Annotated in this window: 15 protein-coding genes and 2 pseudogenes; 9 read left to right on the forward strand and 8 right to left on the reverse strand. The window is 70.4% G+C overall.

Annotated features, from left to right (window positions below):
* Window positions 1-58 precede the first annotated feature (58 nt).
* Window positions 59-538 carry a DUF3515 family protein gene (locus NBY69_RS33715; RefSeq protein WP_250305827.1) on the reverse strand — a complete coding sequence of 160 codons (480 nt, stop codon included), beginning with the start codon at window positions 536-538 and terminating at the stop codon, window positions 59-61.
* 548 nt (window positions 539-1,086) lie between these two features.
* Here NBY69_RS33715 and NBY69_RS33720 point away from each other — a divergent pair.
* On the forward strand, window positions 1,087-1,305 hold the full coding sequence (locus NBY69_RS33720; protein WP_250305828.1) for a hypothetical protein: 219 nt from the start codon (window positions 1,087-1,089) through the stop codon (window positions 1,303-1,305).
* A 15-nt stretch (window positions 1,306-1,320) separates the two neighbouring features.
* On the opposite strand, the pseudogene NBY69_RS37755 reads toward NBY69_RS33720, so the two are convergent.
* A pseudogene (locus NBY69_RS37755) lies at window positions 1,321-1,617 on the reverse strand (IS5/IS1182 family transposase); the annotation flags it as partial.
* 12 nt (window positions 1,618-1,629) lie between these two features.
* Window positions 1,630-1,821, reverse strand: coding sequence for a DUF1059 domain-containing protein (locus NBY69_RS33730; protein WP_250305830.1), 192 nt, complete (start codon window positions 1,819-1,821; stop codon window positions 1,630-1,632).
* A 111-nt stretch (window positions 1,822-1,932) separates the two neighbouring features.
* On the opposite strand from NBY69_RS33730, the gene NBY69_RS33735 reads away from it, so the two are divergent.
* From NBY69_RS33735 to NBY69_RS33745, 4 genes and pseudogenes are all read left to right on the forward strand, one after another.
* Window positions 1,933-2,547 carry a transposase gene (locus NBY69_RS33735; protein WP_250305832.1) on the forward strand — a complete coding sequence of 205 codons (615 nt, stop codon included), beginning with the start codon at window positions 1,933-1,935 and terminating at the stop codon, window positions 2,545-2,547.
* A gap of 55 nt (window positions 2,548-2,602) precedes the next feature.
* Window positions 2,603-2,914, forward strand: a pseudogene (locus tag NBY69_RS37760) (winged helix-turn-helix domain-containing protein); the annotation flags it as partial.
* Window positions 2,915-2,944: 30 nt separating this feature from the next.
* Window positions 2,945-4,651: a BTAD domain-containing putative transcriptional regulator gene (locus NBY69_RS33740; RefSeq protein WP_250305834.1), complete on the forward strand. Its 1,707-nt coding sequence runs from the start codon at window positions 2,945-2,947 to the stop codon at window positions 4,649-4,651.
* Window positions 4,623-5,603, forward strand: a complete 981-nt coding sequence (locus NBY69_RS33745) for a tetratricopeptide repeat protein (protein WP_250305836.1) — start codon at window positions 4,623-4,625, stop codon at window positions 5,601-5,603. Before NBY69_RS33740 ends, NBY69_RS33745 begins: the two co-directional genes overlap by 29 nt.
* 126 nt (window positions 5,604-5,729) lie before the next feature.
* Here the strand turns inward: NBY69_RS33745 and NBY69_RS33750 are convergent, their stop codons facing one another.
* Complete coding sequence (locus NBY69_RS33750; protein WP_250305838.1) at window positions 5,730-6,314, reverse strand: cutinase family protein; 585 nt, start codon at window positions 6,312-6,314, stop codon at window positions 5,730-5,732.
* A gap of 796 nt (window positions 6,315-7,110) precedes the next feature.
* Between NBY69_RS33750 and rsgA the strand changes: the two genes are divergently transcribed.
* The 3 genes from rsgA (at window position 7,111) to NBY69_RS33765 (ending at window position 11,342) form a co-directional block, all read left to right on the forward strand.
* Window positions 7,111-8,229, forward strand: a complete 1,119-nt coding sequence (rsgA, locus tag NBY69_RS33755; protein ID WP_250305842.1) for a ribosome small subunit-dependent GTPase A — start codon at window positions 7,111-7,113, stop codon at window positions 8,227-8,229.
* Between the two features lie 436 nt (window positions 8,230-8,665).
* Complete coding sequence (locus NBY69_RS33760; protein WP_250305844.1) at window positions 8,666-9,949, forward strand: mannosyltransferase family protein; 1,284 nt, start codon at window positions 8,666-8,668, stop codon at window positions 9,947-9,949.
* A gap of 79 nt (window positions 9,950-10,028) precedes the next feature.
* On the forward strand, window positions 10,029-11,342 hold the full coding sequence (locus NBY69_RS33765) for a DNA-3-methyladenine glycosylase 2 family protein (RefSeq protein WP_250306020.1): 1,314 nt from the start codon (window positions 10,029-10,031) through the stop codon (window positions 11,340-11,342).
* An 88-nt stretch (window positions 11,343-11,430) separates the two neighbouring features.
* On the opposite strand, the gene NBY69_RS33770 is transcribed toward NBY69_RS33765, so the two are convergent.
* From NBY69_RS33770 to NBY69_RS33785, 4 genes are all read right to left on the reverse strand, one after another.
* Window positions 11,431-11,796, reverse strand: coding sequence for a PPOX class F420-dependent oxidoreductase (locus NBY69_RS33770; protein ID WP_250305846.1), 366 nt, complete (start codon window positions 11,794-11,796; stop codon window positions 11,431-11,433).
* A 55-nt stretch (window positions 11,797-11,851) separates the two neighbouring features.
* Window positions 11,852-14,209 carry a glycosyl hydrolase family 95 catalytic domain-containing protein gene (locus NBY69_RS33775; RefSeq protein WP_250305848.1) on the reverse strand — a complete coding sequence of 786 codons (2,358 nt, stop codon included), beginning with the start codon at window positions 14,207-14,209 and terminating at the stop codon, window positions 11,852-11,854.
* A gap of 216 nt (window positions 14,210-14,425) precedes the next feature.
* Window positions 14,426-14,908, reverse strand: coding sequence for a DUF456 domain-containing protein (locus NBY69_RS33780; protein ID WP_250305850.1), 483 nt, complete (start codon window positions 14,906-14,908; stop codon window positions 14,426-14,428).
* 80 nt (window positions 14,909-14,988) lie between these two features.
* A complete protein-coding gene (locus NBY69_RS33785; protein WP_250306022.1) occupies window positions 14,989-15,978 on the reverse strand; it encodes a helix-turn-helix domain-containing protein in 990 nt (329 codons plus the stop codon).
* A 289-nt stretch (window positions 15,979-16,267) separates the two neighbouring features.
* Here NBY69_RS33785 and NBY69_RS33790 point away from each other — a divergent pair, with 289 nt between their 5' ends.
* A complete protein-coding gene (locus NBY69_RS33790; RefSeq protein ID WP_250305851.1) occupies window positions 16,268-18,094 on the forward strand; it encodes a protein phosphatase 2C domain-containing protein in 1,827 nt (608 codons plus the stop codon).
* Window positions 18,095-18,156: the final 62 nt, after the last annotated feature.

Raw genomic sequence — 18,156 nt, forward strand, 5'->3', positions numbered from 1 at the left:
CCTCGTCAGTGCCAGGACGAGCCGGAGTCCCTGGCGACGGGCGATATGGCCGTACACGTCAGCCCCGCTCCGTGCACGCCTTCTGTTTCGCCAGCCCCGACACTGCTGCGGACAGTTCGCGGACGACGGCGTCCTTGTCCTTCACCCGTTCCGACACCGCGATCTCGGCGGTGGGAGCGCGCCCGTAGGAGAGCACCGTCTTCTTCCCGTCCTGGCTCTTCTTCTCGTTCACGACCCAGTCGACGCCGTCCACCGACGTGCAGGGAGCCGACTCGGGGACGTCCGAGATGTTCCCGCACCGCAGGATCACGTCGCCGTCACCCCACACGGCCGTGCCCTTCGGGCCGGAGTCCTCGCGCCCGTGGCCCCCCACTCTCTGCGGCGCCTTGTCCATCAGACGGGAGCAGGCCGCGCTGTCGCCACCCGGAGCTCCCGAGACGTTGTAGGAGCGCGATGAGGTCCCGCACGCCGCGAGAGCGGCGACGCAGACGGTGATCACGCCGGCCTGCGTCAGACGCCGGACAGGGGTTGTCTTCATGAGTCATCCCTCGTTCGAGTTGTGCAATGGTCGGTTCGCGGAACGCGAGACGCGTTCTTCGGTCGCGTCGGCGGCCCGGGACGCCGTGCATGGGGTGGCGATCAGTCGGTGCGGACGCTGAGCAGGCCGCCGGGCTCGGCCGGGGCCTGACGCCGGACCTGTCCGCGACTCCGGACAGTGCCTTCGTCCCGACGCGATCGGTAACGGCTGTGCGAGACAAGGCTGTTGAGGTCGATTGGCCCCCCGCATCAGGGAGTCATCGCTCAGTAAAGGGAGAGGGCGGAGTCAATTGCGGCGAGTTGAGGGAAATCTGAGGTTGCCACGTGGCTCGTCGTCGCCATGACGATGCCTGGCCGGTCGGCGTCGCGCCGTGTCCAGGAGCAGAAGAACTGGCGCCGCGAGCACGGCGGCTCTGGCGTGATCCGAGCGCACGCACAGCCCCGCTCCCGGCCGAGCGCCGCAGTAACGAACGGCCGTCACCCCTTACGACACCACCAGTTCAACCTCAGTAACTATGAGTACCGGCCCGGACTTTCACTCTCTGGCAGGTGGCCGATGAAGGCGATCGTTATGGCCTGCAGCATCGCTCTGCCGCCGGCATGGCCGAGCTGCTGTCCGGCATCTACGCAGTCGGCGAGCAGGGCGAGATCTGGATGAAACAGCTCCTGAAGGGCGAACTGCCCCCGGAGGACGAGATCCCGAAGGCTGAGGATTTCCTCACCGGGCCGGGTTCCATTGAGGACCTTGAGCTCTTCTTCTACGACTGAATGGCCGCCGCGTCGTCACCGCCTGGTCCAGATGAAGATGGCGGCGAGATGGAGAGCTGCCTGGTAGGTGATGGCGAGTGTGTCCGTTCGCATGGCCGGACCGCGCCACTGCTTGAGTCGTGCGATGCGGCGTTCGACGGTGTTGCGCTCTTTGCATGTCTCGGTATCGAAGCGGGGCGGACGGCCTCCGGCACGGCCGCGCCGGAGAGGTTCCGGCCCGCTACGCCCGGCTGCCTGGTGGGACACACCGGACTGCCGGGGCCTGCTCCGGATAGCTCCACGGGTCACGGACCGAGGGCCGAGGGCCCGGTCGTCCGGCGCCGGTCAGACGTGCTGCGGAGCCTCGTCCTTGAGCGCGGCCTTGATCTGGTCCCGCAGCTCAGGGCTGTCCTCGTGCCCGTGTACGGACACAGCGTGTTCACTCGCGGCGCGGACAACCTCGTCCTCCTCGCCGGTGATGGCGAGGGTGCACTTCGTCTCGCTGGGAAAATCTCGGCAGTCGGCTATTTTGCGCATGTCACACACCTCCTTCTCCCAGTATCCACCCGCCGCGTCCGCTGGCGAGCGTCGCACCGGAGACCCCCTCCCGAGACAGAACAGCTAGGGTCTGTCGTCAAATGATCTTGTGTGGTGGATCATGGTCGGGTGGTACGCCGCCATCAACTGTCCGATGCCGAGCGGGAGTTCGTCTGTCCTCTGCTGCCCCGGTCGGGGCGGGGGCGGAAGCGGCTGGATGACCGGGCGGTCCTCAACGGGATCGTCCGGAAGTTCTGGACGGGCACGGCCTGGCGGGACGTGCCGGAGTGGTACGGATGCCGGGCCACGCTGCACACCCGCTTCCGCCGGTGGGTCAGGGACGGCACCTTCGAGCGGATGCTCCGGGAAGCCCAGGCGCGGGCTGATGCGGCGGGTGAGGTCGACTGGCCGGTGTCGGTCGACTCCACCGTCTCCGGGCCCACCAGCACGCTGCCGGGCCCGAAAACGGGGCTCCGAAATCCGGCGCTCGGCCGCTCCAGAGGTGGGCTGACCAGCAAGATTCATCTGGTCTGCGATGCCCTTGGCGAAATCTACAAGCAGTGCAACGTTGTGGAACGGTACGTATCGGCGACCTCCCGCAGCGCGTTCGGTGCGGGCGCCTGGTGGTGCTCGCAACTCCTCGTGCAGGGGGTTGTCGGGGATGGGCGCCACCCCCGACAAGGCGGCCCGGTAAGCCTTCCTGTGTCGTGCCACTGTTCGCGATAGGGGCGGGTCTTGTGATGGTCGCCGAAGGTAACCGGAATCTCTATAAACTCCCCGCGTGCCGATCACGCGCGAGTTGTCCACGAATGCAAACCAGCAACTGCGGTTCGCTCTGCTCGGTCCGCCCCAGGCCTGGAGCGGCGAAGCGTGTCTGGAGCTCGGACCGGTTCGCGAACAGGCTCTACTGGCCGCTTTGCTGCTTCGACCAGGCAGGACGGTCAGTCGGCAGCAGTTGCTCGACGGGGTTTGGGGTACGCAACCCCCGGGCACGGGCGCCAGGGTGATTCCGGTCTATGTGCACCGGCTACGCAGACGCCTGGATGCTCCCGGAAAGGGCCTGGAGGACTCAGTGATCACCACCGTCCGCGGTGGCTATCGCTTCGTCCCACGAAGCGCGTGTGTGGACGTGCCACGGTGGGAGGAGATCACCGCCGAAGGGCGTTCGGCGAGAAATTCCGGAGACCTGGACGCCGCGGTGGACGCGTGGTCCAAGGCGCTGGGGCTGTTTCGCGGAGAGCCCTTGGCCGGAGTCCCCGGGCCCTTCGCGGAGAGTGAACGGTTACGGCTGGCGGAGCACCGGCTCGTGCTGGTGCAGGACAAGGTGGACTGCCAACTCCGTTTGGGACGGCACCATGAGGCCGTGGGCGAACTGTTCTCCCTGACGGCGACCCATCCCTACAACGAGGCGCTGGCCGCCTTGCTCATGCGTGCCCTCTGCGCCGGCAACCGGCAAGCCGACGCGCTGGACGTCTATGCCACGGTGCGCCGCCGTCTGGTGGGCGAGCAAGGAGTGGAACCCGGCGCTGAACTGCGACGAGTACACGAGGCGGTCCTCCGTGGCGACGACGCGTTCTTCCTCGGCACCACCGCACGGCAGGGCCGGACGATGGCCCAACCGGCGAAACAGCCAACCGAACCGCGGCATCTGGGTCCTGCTCACCACAGGCGCCGAGTACGCCATGAACTCCCCGTCGAAATCGGCAACTTCACGGGCCGGGACCGAGAGCTCGAACTTCTCGTCGCGCCCGCCGAGGCGCGGGTGGTCACCGTCCGGGCGGTGGACGGCATGGCCGGGGTCGGGAAGACCGCCCTTGTGGTGCGCGCGGCGCGAAAGCTGTCGGACCAGTACCCCGACGGCTGCCTGTTCGTGGAACTGCATGGGCACCGCGAAGACCGTGAGACGGTGGGGCAGCAACGAGTACTGCGCCGGTTGCTGCGGGCGGTGGACGCCGGTGAGGGGGAAGACTTCGAGGATCGGGACGAGTTGGCCGCATCCTGGCGGGCGGCGACCGCTCCCCTCCGACTGCTCCTCGTACTCGACGACGCCTCCTGCGCCGAGCAGGTGCGACCGTTGCTACCCGCCGGTTCCGGCAGCATGGTGCTGATGACGAGCCGTCAGCGTCTGACGGGGGTGGACGCGGACCGCAGGATCTCGCTGTCCCCTCTCGACATCGACGAGGCGACGGGACTGCTGACCCGTATCGTCGGCGGAGAGGGATCCGTCCGCGAGCATGTGGCCATACGTGAACTGGCCACGTTGTGCGATCGGCTTCCGCTGGCGTTGCGCATCGTCGGGGCACGGATACAGGACCGCCCGTTGTGGGCGGTGGAAGCCCTGGCAGCGCGGCTGACCGACGACGAGCGTCGACTCGACGAGCTCACTGTGGAGGACCGCAGCGTCGAAGTTGCGTTCCAGATCTCCTACAGTCAGCTTCCGGCCGCCGAGCAGTGTGCCTTCCGCGCCTTGGGCCTGTCGCCCACGGTGCAGCTCGACCGCCTGGCGCTGGCCGCCATGCTCGGCTGGACGCCCTCCGACGCCGAGCAGACCCTTCAAAGCCTGGCCGACGCGAATCTGGTGCAGCAAGTGACCGCCCACCGCTACCGGTTGCACGACCTGATGGCGGTCTACGCCCGCCGTGTCGCCGCCGCGTTCCCCGACGAGGTCGCGGCAGCCCGGAGCGGTGTGTTCCGGCTGTACGTGGCCGCTGCCCGCTGCCCGCTGCTCCAGCGACTGGGGCACGTCGTCCTCCCCGGCCGGCCCGCAGGGCACCGGACCATTCGCGGACTGGGAGGAGGCCGTGACCTGGCTGGACGCGACGGGCGGTGAACTGGTCGACGTGATCGGTCAGGCGGCGGCCGTGGGCCATCTGGACGAGGCCTGTTGGATCGCCGAGGGCCTGGTCGACTACCTCACCCGACAGGGCCGGTTTCACGAGTGCCGCACCGCCCTGGAGATCGTGCTGCCCATGGCCGGTCAGGCCACCGACCGGCGGATGGACTCCGCACTGCGCACGGGTCTGGGCATCATGTACGGCCTGCAGGGCCGTTACCAGCAGGCCCGCTTATGGTTCGCAGAAGCGCTGGACATCAGTCGCCGGGCGGGCGACCCGCATGAGCAGGCCAGAGCCGCGGCCGGTCTCGGGACATTCGCCAATCTGGAGGGTCGCATAGCCGAGTCCATGACCCATTTCGCCGAAGTCATCCGCCTGGCAGGGAAGTTGGAACGAGACGACTGGCTCACGGGTTCGATCATGAGCCGTGCCGGTGACATGCACCACCAGCTCGGCGAGTACGACAAGGCATACGACCGGTACACGGAGGCGATCGACCTCGCCGACAGGACCGGTAGTCCCAGGCTCCTCGGAAAGACTCTGCTCCGCCTCGGGAGTCTCCAACTCGGCCTCGGCCGACCCACCGAGGCCGTCGGCACACTGGGGAGAGCCGAGGACCTGGCCAGGCGTCTCGGGGATGTCCCCCTGTACTCCGCCGTCCTCGGCCGACTGTCCACGGCCGAAGCGAACCTGGGCAACCCGGAGGCGGCTGCCGAACTCCGCCGCCGGTCACGCGCGGTCCTGGACGAGCAGACCGGCACCGAGTCGGAGATCGCCATACGCCATCGGCTGATCTGGCACGGCGCCGCGGTGGAAGACCTGGCCGGGGCACGCGACTTCTTCGAACGGGCCACCGCCCTCCCCGATACCGGCGCCAATCACGCGAGAATCTCCCGCGCTTTGGACGACCTCGGCCGCAGGCGCCGGCCGAGTGCCGACGGCACGTAGAGACCGTCTTGGACGAACAGGGGATTTCCGGTCGCGAGTCGGCCCGGCTGAAGCGTGGTCGGCCGGGCCCTGTCTCGCTCCTGCCAGGGGTCCTACGCGGAACTCCCGTCAGGACTTCCTCATTTCCTACCCGGCGTTCCCGTCAGGATTCCTCCACTGGATCCCGTCGGCGTGGCCGACGTCGGCGAGGGTCTGGGCTATGACGTTCCCGGGCGCCGGGTATTTCGGGTGCAGATCGAAATAGTGGGGCGCGTTCACGAGGGACACGTCGCACACCGGGTCGCCGTGGATGCAGTACCGCGTGACCGGAATGCCGTTGAACTCCGCCGGGCCGGCGCCGGGGGAGGTGAACCCGGGCACGCCCAATCCCTTCGGGAACTGGGCTGTGAAGCCGGTGCCGGGCGTCATGGGATCGGCGTAGAGCATGCCGTCGACCTGCGAGAGCGGAATGCCGGTGGTGTCACCCGCGATCGTCTGGAGCACCTGGTCGGCGGCCTGCGCGCCCTGGGAGTAGCCGGTGATCGTGATGCGCGCGTCGGGGTGGGCGCGGTGGGTGTCCTCCGCCGCCTGCAACCCCTTCTGGTAGCCCTGCTGGACGCTGGAGTCGTAGTTCGGTGCGGTGAGGGCGTCGGGGTGGACCTGCAGGCCCGGCAACTCGATGAGCGAGCCGCTGTAGCCGATGAACGGGCCGGCGGTGTGCGGATAGCACACATCGACCGCGGTGGAGCCGGGCGGGAGAGCCTTGTTCCCCTCGTCGTAGGAAGTGTCGCAGTGCCCCTGCCCCGCGTCGGCCGGCGTCGGGCCGGTGCCGCCGATCTACGATGTAGTAGTGCTCCGCGTCGGCCGCGTGCGCGGCGGCGGGGAACGCGACAGCGGTGCCGGCGGCCAGCGCCGCCGTTATGACCGCGGTGCGAACAGCCCGTGCCATCCTGCTCGATTTCGACATTGCCTGATCTCCCCCTGGAGTGTGGACGTGTCCGGCAACGAACGCATCAGACGCTAGGAGCGGCTGTTGACATTGCGATGACATACCGATGACTGCCCTGGTGCCCTGACTGTTGCGCCACGTGGTCAGAGCCTGGCCGAGGGGAAGCGCGATCGGCGGGCACCCGCTGCGTGCTCTCCCTGACCGCATGCGGGTCCGAGCAGAGGCCGCGCCGGTTTGCGCGACAGCGTGACGGTCGTCCTGAGGCCGTGCGGGCTCGGAGGGTGACGCCGGGCGCCGGAGCAGGCTCGTTTACGCCTGGCGGCATGACCGGGTTCGGCGGGAGAAAAGAGCTGGTGCGCTACCGGAGCCTGTGGTTATGGTTTGCAGCGTTCCTCCGGCGGCCGACCGCTGCCGGGATCAGCTGAAGCAAGGCAGGAGGGGTGACCGATGACTGTCGCCATGGTGGGTGCCGCGCGCACCCGGAAGCTCATCCACTCCACCTCCGTGGCCTCCGGCTGATCTCTCTTCCTCCACGCCAGTGAGCGTGGTGCCGGGGCCGCCCTTGTGAAGGGTCACCCCTTGTCTTTCTCTTCTTTCCCGCAGGCTTCCTCCGCGTCCTCGCACCCGCTCGCGCCGTACGGGTGGGACGCGGCCTGGGAAGCCGAGTTCACCCCGTACGCCGAACGCGGTCTTGTTCCCGGCCGGGTCGTGCGGGTCGACCGTGGGCAGTGCGACGTGATCACCCCGGACGGCATCGTGCGGGCCGACACCGAGTACGTCGTGCCGCGCGACCCGATGAAGGTCGTCTGCACCGGCGACTGGGCGGCGGTCGACGCCGTGGGTGATCCGCTGTTCGTGCGGACGCTGCTGCCCCGGCGGACCGCCTTCGTACGGTCGACCTCCTCGCAGCGGTCCGAGGGGCAGATCCTCGCGGCCAATGTCGATCACGCGATCATCGCGGTGCCGCTCTCCGTCGAGCTGGATCTCGGCCGGATCGAACGGTTCCTCGCCCTGGCGTGGGAGTCCGGCGCCACACCGCTGGTCGTGCTGACCAAGGCCGACCTGGTGCCGGACGCCACCGGGCTCTCGTATCTCGTCGAGGACGTCGAGACGACCGCACCGGGTGTGCAGGTGCTGGCCGTCAGCTCGGCCACCGGCGCCGGGGTCGACATCCTCGCGGCGGTGGTGGCGGGCGGCACGAGCGTGCTGCTCGGGGTCTCCGGTGCGGGCAAGTCCACGCTGGCCAACGCCCTGATCGGCGAGGACGTCATGGAGGTGCAGGCCATCCGGGACGTGGACGGAAAGGGCCGGCACACCACCACCACCCGTAATCTGCTCGCCCTGCCCGGCGGGGGAGTCCTCATCGACACCCCGGGGCTCCGCGGGGTCGGCCTCTGGGACGCTTCGAGCGGGGTCACCCAGGTCTTCTCCGAGATCGACGCGCTCGCGCGGGAGTGCAGGTTCCACGACTGTGCCCATGAGGCGGAGCCGGGGTGTGCGGTGCTCGCGGCGATCGACGACGGCTCGTTGCCGGTCCGCCGGCTGGAGAGCTACCGCAAGCTGCTGCGGGAGAACCAGCGCATCGTCGCCAAGACCGATGCCCGGATGCGCGCCCAGATCCGGCGGGACTGGAAGATGAAGGGTGCGGAGGGGCGGGCGAACATGGAGGCCAAGCGGGGTAAGGTCCGCAAGCCGTAGGGCCTGCCCCGCGGGGCGGGTCCGCGGAGCGTTCGGTGTGTGTGCGCGTGTACGTGTGTGTACGTGTGTGTACGTGTGTGTACGTGTGTGTACGTGTGTGTGGCGGGCCCGGTCGACGCGTGTCGGCCTGGCCCGGTTCCGTGACGATCCTCACGTCGGTTTCTCGCTGCCGGTGTCGGCCGGATGCCCCGCGCCGTGCGTATGCCTGGTGAAGCGAGAGATCCGGCAGTGCGGACGTCAGGGAGTGGCGAGTGGTGCGTGACCGTCCGGGGGTGCGGAGGCAGCAGGCCGACGCAACCCCCGCCGCGCGGGATCCGTCCCTCACAAGGCCGTTCCTTTCCGTACCGCGGCCGGGCGGGCGCCGTCGGCCCGCGCGTCCGGATGCCACCGCACACCTCGACGTTCGCGCATACCCGCACACCCAGGAGAGTTCTCTATGCCCGCTGTGTCGCCCGAGCTGCGTGCGAGCGGCGTTCCCGTACCCACGCAACCCCCGGGGACGCGGGAACAGCCGTCACCGTCCGGCCACGGGGGAGACGGGTCCGGGCCCCGCAAGCGAGCGGTCCTCCCCGGCCCCCTGCGCCTGCCCCTCCGGCTGGGCCCGGCCGACCGCGAGGTGCTGTGGCTGTACCTGTGGACCCGCATAGGCATATGGACCACGGCCTACTGCGTCCGATGGGTGTTTCCCCCCACCGGTGACTCCCGGGACGTCAAGCCCGTCCTCGCGCCCTTCCAGCAGTGGGACTGGTACCACTACCTGCACATAGCGCAGCAGGGTTACTTCCCCGGGCAGGCCGGCCCCTGGCAGAGCGGCTGGGACAACCGGGAGGCCTTCTTCCCCGGATTCCCGCTCGTGCTCCGGGCCGTACACGTCGTGGTCCCGAGCTGGGCCGCGGCGGGCCTGCTGGTCTCCTTCGTCGCCGGAGCCTTTGCCGTCCTGGCACTGGCCCGCATCGCCCGGCTGTATCTGCCCGACCCGGGCGCGGGCACGCGCACCGTGCTGTTCCTGCTGCTCTCACCGTGCGCGATCTTCCTCGCAGTCGGTTACACCGAAGCCCTCTTCCTCGCCTTCGCGCTGCCCGCCTGGCTCGCCGCCCAGCGGCGCAACTGGCCCCTCGCGGCCGTCCTGACCGCACTGGCCACGTCGGTCCGCATCAGCGGCCTCTTCGTCGCCGCCGCCATCGCCCTGCACTTCCTCCTCACCACCCGCACCCGCAAGGAGTGGCGCTCGCTGCCCTGGCTGGCCCTGCCCGCCCTGTCCGCCGGCATCTACAGCTGGTACCTGCACGGGCACACCGGCGACTGGATGGCCTGGAAGCACGCCGAGGAACGCGGCTGGTACCGCGATTTCCACGCCCCCTGGGACGCCTGGACGACCACCTGGCACTCCGCCTTCGGCCACACCCAGGCCAGCGGGTACGCCTTCATGTTCCAGGCCGAACTCGCCGCCATGGTCGTCGGGCTGCTCCTGGTGGGACTGCTGGCATGGCGCCGCCGCTGGGCCGAGGCCCTCTACATCGGCCTCAGCCTGTGGGCGCTGGGCACCTCCTACTGGTACACCTCCATCCCGCGCGCCACGCTCCTGTGGTGGCCCCTGTGGATCGGCCTGGCCGGATGGTCCCTGCGGAACCCGCGGGTCAAGACCGTCTACCTGAGCCTCGCCGTTCCCCTGATGGGCGCGTACTCCCTGGCCTTCCTGTCCGGGCGCTGGGCGGGCTGACGGCACCCGGACTGTGAAGGCAGTGCCGTCCGAATCCCGCCAGCCGGGTGCCCGGACCAGGGGCACACTGGTACCCGTGATGGATGAAGAGACCAGGTACGAAGCGGTGAGCAGCCGCGACGCGCGCTTCGACGGCGAGTTCTTCTTCGCCGTCCGCACCACGGGCATCTACTGCCGGCCGAGCTGTCCCGCGGTGACCCCCAAGCGTAAGAACGTCCGCTTCTATCCGACCGCTGCCGCGGCCCAGGGGCAGGGGTTCCGGGCCTGCCGCCGCTGCCGGCCGGACGCCGTGCCCGGATCGGCCGCCTGGAACGTACGCGCCGATGTCGTCGGCCGCGCCATGCGGATGATCGGCGACGGCGTGGTGGACCGCGAAGGCGTGCCCGGTCTCGCGGAACGGCTCGGCTACAGCACCCGGCAGGTCCAGCGGCAGCTCACCGCCGAGGTGGGCGCGGGCCCGGTGGCGCTGGCCCGCGCGCAGCGCTCGCAGGCCGCGCGTGTGCTGCTCCAGACCACCCGGCTGCCCGTCACGGAGATCGCGTTCGCGTCCGGGTTCGCGAGTGTGCGGCAGTTCAACGACACGATCCGGCAGATCTACGCCCGCACGCCGAGCGACCTGCGCGCGGAGGCCGCCGCCCCGGCAGCGGCGACGGCCGCGGGCATCCCGCTGCGGCTCGCGTACCGCGGTGCCTACGCGGCGAAGGACGTCTTCGATCTCCTCGGCCGGGAGGCCCTGCCCCGGATCGAGGAGATGACCGGCACGCCGGGATCCCGTACCTACCGGCGTACCCTGCGGCTGCCGCACGGCTCCGGCGTCGTCGCCGTCGGTGAACGGTCCGCGGGGCGCTGGCTGGACGCGCGGATCCACCTCACCGATCTGCGCGACCTGACCACCACCGTCCAGCGCCTGCGCCGCCTCTTCGACCTGGACGCGGATCCCTACGCCATCGACGAGCGGCTGGCCGCCGACCCCCGGCTGGCGCCACTGGTCGCGCGGCGGCCGGGGCTGCGCTCGCCGGGCGCGGCCGAACCCGAGGAGTTCGCGGTACGGGCACTGGCCGGGCGGGAGAAGTCCGCATGGCTGGTGGAGCGGTACGGGACCGTGCTCGACCGGCCCAGCGGCGGGCTCACCCACGTCTTCCCCGCGCCCGCGGAGCTGATGGCGGACGAGCCGTCGCTGGGCGCCGTGGCCGGTGTACGGCTGGACGTCGGCGCCGACCGCGACGGGACCGAGCAGGCACTGCTGGCGCTGCCCGGCATGACACCGAGGGCCGCGGCCCTGGTCCGGATGCGCGCGTTGGGTGATCCCGATGTGGCGCTGCCCGGCGAACCGGACGCGGAACTCTGGCGGCCCTGGCGCTCGTACGCACTGCGGCATCTGTGGCTGGAGTGAGCCGTTCCTCGAAGGGCCATGGACGGCGAATTGCCCTGTGCAGCAAGAGAGCTGATGGTACGTCAGGCGACGACCGTGCCCCGCCGGGTCACTCCAGGCCCCAGCTGTGGATCTTCTTCGGGTGGATCCGGATGAGTTCCTCGCTGAACTGCGGGCCCAACTCGTGCGGACCCGTCAACAGCTCGGCCTCGCCCCTGATGTCCACCCCGCGCACCTCCCACGGCTGCACGCTCACCACGTCGTCGACCACCAGCGCGACCTTCGGATTCGCCTGCAGATTGCGCCACTTCTTGGTGGTGCCCAGCGCGTACCCGCCGATCAGGATCGTCCCGTCCTTCTGCGGGAAGAAGCCGACCGGATTGGCCTGCGGCTGGCCCCGGCGGTCCACGGTGGCCAGCCGCCCCAGGCGCTGGGTGGAGAGATACGCGCGCTCGGCCTCGGTGAATTCACTCATGCCTCCAGCATCGCGCGCCCAGCTCCCCACCGCATCGTCACCCGGTGTCAGGCCCTCATGCCGGCAGACCCCAGTGAGCGGCCGGTTCGTTGGGTGTGACGGGCCTGATGGTCAGATCCGGGCGGTCGCCCGCCGCGGTGATCAGCGCCGACTCGCCCTTGCGCAGCGGGATCCGGACCGTGCCGTCGCCCAGGTCCTCGTACCGCAGCGGGCGCCCGTGAGAGTCGTGCACGTCGATCCGGCCCGCGATCCCATGGCGTACCGCACACGGCGCGCCCGCCTCACTGGTGACCCTGACCCACCGGGTCGCACCCTTCTCCCGTACCGCGCTGAGCAGGAACGCGCCCTGCGTACGGAAGTCGTGCAGGGCGAGGTCCTGCCAGGCCGCCGGTATCGCGGGGAAGACACGGACCACGCCGCCCCAGGACTGGCAGAGCATGTCGTGCAGTGACTGGGCCGCGGACAGCGGCGTCTCGATGACCGGCCCCGACTCCTTGTACATGGTGTTGGGCTGGATGAAGCGGGCCATCAGTTCGCCGAGGTACTTGAGCGCGTCATCACCCTTGCCGAGCAGCGCCGACATGGAGGCGGCACCCGTGAACGTGTAGCCCTGGAGGGCGCCCTCGAAGCCGACCCAGTGGGCCAGCGACTTCTCGATGAGGGCGAGTTCGTCGGGTGTGCGGCCGGTGAGCTCGTACAGCGGGTAGACCGCCAGGAGGTGCGAGTAGTGGCGGTGGGACATCGCGAAGGGGACCCCCGCGCCGATCATGAAGCCGTTCTCGTCGACCGGGTACGGCGTGAGCTTCGTCAGCACCTCCTGCCAGCGGGCCGTCAGCGGGTCCTTGATCTTGAGGATGCCCGCCGATTCGACGAGGGTGCGGCAGCCCCAGCGCAGCAGCATCAGGTCGTAGTTGGTGTCCGGCGCGTTGACCCCGTACTCCGGCGAGAAGGTGGCCGGGAGGTGCAGTTTGCCGTCCGGGCCCGGTGTCAGGAAGTGCAGGTAGTAGTTGACCGCCTTGCGCAGCAACGGGAAGAGGGTGTCGCGCAGGATGCGCTCGTCCATGGTGTGGCGGTAGCTCAGCCAGACGTTGTGCAGGGCCCAGGTGAGGTTGCCGACCTCGGGGGTCGGCGGGTCCTGGCCCGGGATGCCCACGCCGAAACCGCCGTTGGGGACATCCGCGCCGTTCATCAGCTGGGGGTCGGTGGTGCGGGGGATACCCGCGGAGTCCTTCTGGTACGGGCCGGCCAGCTGGTTGGAGAGGTTGTCCCGGAATTCGCTCAACGCCCGTGTCACGGCGTCGAGTTCGAGGTGGTTGGAGCCGTGGATCAGCCAGTACTCCAGCTGGACGTTCAGATTCCACCAGGTGTTGGGCCACGGCGTGGGCTCCAGCCACGGGCCGGACGTCGCCATCACCGGAGCGTCCGCGCGGGCGGCGGAGGCCACCTTGTAGAGCTGGATCCAGTAGAAGCGCTGGATCCGCGCGTCGGGCACGGAGAGGAAGCTCTTGCGGTAGTAGCGGTGCCACCATGCGCGGTGGGTCAGGGCGTGCACGTCGTACGAGGCCGTGGCCGCGCCGCGCACCACCCGGACCGCGCGGTCGCGAGCCGTGGTCTTCGGGTGGGAGTGCGCCACGGTGGCATACAGCGTGCGCCGCGCGCCCCGGGTGCGCTCCTGCCAGGCGGTGACGTGCTGGCCGCCTGCGAGCAGCGGCTGTACGGCGGCCGTCACCCCGCTGTGCTGCTCCGTCACGGCCGGCGGGTTGGCCGCGTACCCGTCGGGAAGGGGCTTCGAAGCGGCGCGCGGGCTGATGGACTCGGCGGGGTGGAAGACCCAGCGGAAGTCCTTCTCGCCCGCGCTCGGGGTGATCTCGACGGCGAGCACCGAGAGGGAGTTGTGGACCAGGGCGCGCACCGTCAGCGTGCCGCGGTCGGTCGTCAGCGTGCCGGTGAGTTCGGCGTCGCGCAGGCCGAGGCGCCAGTCGACGGCCGTGATGGTGCCGACCGGCTCCAGCGTGAAGTAGCCGATCGGCAGCCGCGCGAGGCCGAAGAGCGAGCCGAACTCCGGGCGGTGGTCGGTGACCTCGGAGTGCTGGACGTTGAACCGCACCGCGTTCTTGCCGGGTTCGGCGTAGATGCCGGAGCCGAGATAGCCGTTGCCGAGGTACGGGCCCTCGTACCAGGTCTGCGGCATCTTCTGCCAGACGAGATCGGCGTCGGAGAGAACCGTGGTCCAGCTGTCATCCGATGACTTCACCGACGTCGCCGGGCGAGGTGTGGCCGGGTGCGCGTTCCCCGGCGCCGGGGCCGCCTGCGCGGGCACGGCGGCCAGGCCGCCGGTCAGCAGCGCTCCGCCGAGGGCGGTGCCCGTGGCGAGAACGGTTCGTCGTTTCGGTGGTTCAGGTACAGCGACCATGACGCCTCCCGGCGGCTCGTATCCAGACATTCATCCGAGCTATTCCCTGAAGAAAGGTAAGCACGGTGCCCGGGTGCGTCAATGAGTCGGGAGAGATCCCATCTTTTGGTCGGTCCGGCCCTCTGTGCTGCGAGGGCCTGCCTCCCCCCGCGCCGCAAGGCCTGCTCCCCGCGTGCTGCGAGGATCTGGCCGGGACCCGTACACGGCGGCCGGTGTTCAGCCCCGGATGAGTGCGCCCACCCAGGCGCCCACGACCATGAGGCAGGCCGAGAGCTCGACGAGGATCGAGGTGCCGATGGCGCGCATGACCGTACGGGTGGAGGCCCGGCCCGCGCCGTGGCCGCCGAGGCGTACGCGCTCGGCCCCGTAGATTCCTCCGATGAACCCGACGATGCCGCCCAGTACCGGCACGATGAAGAAGCCCACGATCCCGGCGGCCCCGCCGATGTACACGGTCTTGCGCGGGGCCCCCGACTCGCGGGGGCGGCGGGCGGGCAGCAGCGGGCGCAGGGCCTGGTTCAGCAGGAGCACGGCCGTGGCCCCGGCCAGGATTCCCCAGGCCAGGCCTGTGGTGTCGGTCAGCGCCCACCAGGCGAGGGCCGCCCAGACGATCGCCTGTCCCGGCACACCCGGGACCAGGACCCCGACCAGACCGAGCAGCATCACCAGGGCGACCGCGACGAGCTGCCACACACTCATCTGCCAAGCGTGCAGGAAGTGACCGGACACCGCAGCATGGAATACCGCCCCGGTCCGGACGGGAAGAACCGCGGAGCGGATCAGCGGTCCCTGGTGACCCAGCCCTTCTCGTACGCGTGCCAGCCGAGCTGGAGCCGTGTGGTGACCCCCGTCAGCTCCATCAGTCTCTTCACGCGCCGCTGCACCGTCCGCAGTCCCAGCTCCAGCTGTTTGGCGACACTCACGTCCGTCATCCCGGCGAGCAACAGCGACAGGATCTGCAGATCGATGCTGTCGGGGCCGGGTTCGGTCACCTCCGAGAGCTCCCCCTGATCGCTGAGCCGCAGGGGCAGCGCCTGCCGCCACACCGCTTCGAACAGTCCCCGCAACGACTCCAGCAGCCCGCTCTCGTGGACGACGAGCGCGGCGGGCTCCGCGCCCCGGCCGGTCAGCGGCACCATGGCCAGGCTCCGGTCGGCGATGACCAGTTTCGTGGGCACCCGGTCGGTGACCCGTACCTGTTCCTTGCGGCCCAGCGCCGCCGCCAGCCCGGCGATCCCACCGGGCGCTTCGAGTACCACGCGCTCCAGTACCACCCGGTAGGACACCCCGCGGGTCGCCGCCTGGGCCTCGGCGTCGTTGTCGTCGCCGGACACCGCGATCGGGTTGCCGCCCGTCACCAGGGCGCAGACCTCCTCGGACGCGCCGAGCTGCAACTGCAGGAAGCGCTGGGAGACGGCGTTCGCGCCGGTGACCACCTCGACCAGATCGAGTACGGCGGGCTCCCTGGCCTCGGCCCGGAACTCCTCCACCAGCAGCGCCGCCGCGATCTCCGCCTGCTCCAGCTCGTGGCGGTGCTGGGTGAGCAGCGCGCCCAGCGCCACACCCGGCGGCGCCGCCACCCATCGGCCCGTACGGGCGGAGGACTGGGCGGCGAGACCGTGCCGTTCCAGTCGGCGCAGGGCCCGTTCGGTATCGGTCTCGGAGAGCGCGAGGCGGTGCGCGAGATCGGCGACCTCGGCCGCACCCAGTGCGACGAGTGAGCGGTACGCCGATTCCTGGAGGTCGTCCAGACCTATGACGCCGAGCAAGAGGACCTCGATCCGATGGCGGGATTGAGCCACGGCGGATACCCGCCGCGGCACATCATCGCCGTTGGAGTGCTGTTTCTGCCAGGGTGATCGAACCGAGTGAGGAGACGGGTGAGCGAACCGGCGTGGCAGTCCGCATCGGACCACGCGCCAAGCCGACCGCATCGACGGCGGCAACCGGCCCGGACCTCGGTTCCGTTGGGCCGTACCCCCGTGGGGGGCGGTACGGCCCAACGGCTATTTCGGCGCACCCTGTACCAGGACCACCCCATCGATGGACAATAGGGGCATGAGTCAGCAGGGGGAGAGGCCCACCGCCGCCGAGGACGACTGGTGGAGCCGGCTGTACGACGAGACCGCCGAGGACCAGGGGGCCGCCGCCACGGGCGAGAGCCTCGACGACCGATTCGACTCCGTGGCGGGGACGGTGAGCGGTTCGCGCGAGCCGTTGCCGGAGCCGCTGCTCGGGCCGGGGCCACTGAGGGAACCGGAGCCGCTGATCGAGTCGGAGCCGAAAATGGAGCCGGAGCCGGAGCCGGACCCGAAACCGGAGACCGAGCCGGAGCCGTACGACGAGCCGGTGTTCGCGCGCGACCCGGCCCCGGCGCCCGCTCCGGTGTCCGAGCCGGAGGACGCCCGGGAGGACGCCCCGGTGTCCGAACCGGAGGGCACTCGGTGGCCGGGCGCCGAACCGCGGGCCGGAGTCCCGTGGGAGCCACCGACCAGAGACCCGTGGGAGCCGACGACCAGAGACCCTTGGGAGCCACCGGCGAGAGCCCCCTGGGAGCCACCGGCCGACGACGCGTTACCGTCGCGCACCTTCCCGTTCCGGCCGGGTCCGCACCGTCCGCCCGACACCGTTCTGCCGCCTCCGGCACCGTCTCCCACACCGCCTCCGCCAGCGTCCCCTTCTGTTCCCTCACCACCGTCACCACCACCCCCGCCCCTGGAGACCGCGCCGCCCGCTCAACTGATCTACCCCGCCACGCGATTCGGCGCTCAGCAGCTGGGGCCGCCCGCCGCACCGCCCCTGTCGCCCCGGCCCCTTCCCGCTCAACCACAGCTCCCCGCACAGGAGTTCAACCGCTCCGAGCCGGCTCCGCAGCCGGGTGCCGGGCCGGTTCCCCGCCCCGCCGTGGTCCACGTCGGTGACGGCCCGCCCACCTACGACGCCGAGCCCACCGCACTCCCCGGCGCGCACCCCGACGCCCTCGCCGAACTCACCGCCGACACCGTCCTCGACGGCGCCCGCTACGGCTCGTACACCCTGCGCACCATGTCCGTACGGGGAGACTCCGCCCGCTACCGCGGAGAACCCCGCCGCGACGCCCTGCTCACCGCCCGTTTCGGCAGCGGCGACAGCGCGCTCGTCCTGGTGGCCGTGGCAGGCGGCGCCCGCCCGGCCGACGGCGCGCATCTCGCGGCGGCCGACGCCTGCCGCTGGATCGGCGGGGCCGTCGGCCGCAGCCGGGCGCGGCTCTCCGAGGACATCCGGGCCGACCGCCGGGGTGACCTCAAATCGGGTCTGCACCGGCTCACCGGACGGGGCTTCGGCAAACTGCGTGCCCGCGCCGACGAACTCGGCCTGGAGCCGCACGAGTACACCACGAGCCTTCGTTGTCTGCTGCTCTCCGGCGACCCCGAATGCCGTACCCGGGTCTTCTTCGGCGTGGGAGACGGCGGGCTCTTCCGTCTCCGGGACGGCACCTGGCAGGACCTGGAGCCATTACCGCCCGAGTACGTCACCGACCCGCGAGCGGCTGTCGCGGGTTTCCCCCAGGCGCTCGCCGAGACACCGGAGGGTGACAGGCTGACGATGGACCTCGGCAGGGCCGCGGCTGGTTCCCCGTACGCCTCCGCCGAGCGGCCGGTGCCGCCGCTCACCGCCGAACCCTTCCTCTTCCGCGCGTCCACGGCGCGGCCGGGGGACACCCTGCTGCTGTGCAGCGCGGGCCTCGCCGAACCGCTGCGCGGCGAACCCGAACTGGCCGGAGAACTCGCCGAGCGCTGGGCGTCCGCCGAACCGCCGGGCCTGACGGAGTTCCTGTCCGACGCGCAGATCCGGGTCAAGGGGTACGCGGACGACCGTACGGCCGCCGCCGTCTGGGAGGCGTAGACCGACCGGCAAGCCGGGGGCATGGCCGGGTTCCGCAGATGGGCCTAACAGCGCAGGCGCAA

It is taken from the genome of Streptomyces sp. A 4/2 (assembly GCF_940670765.1).
Lineage (GTDB): Bacteria > Actinomycetota > Actinomycetes > Streptomycetales > Streptomycetaceae > Streptomyces.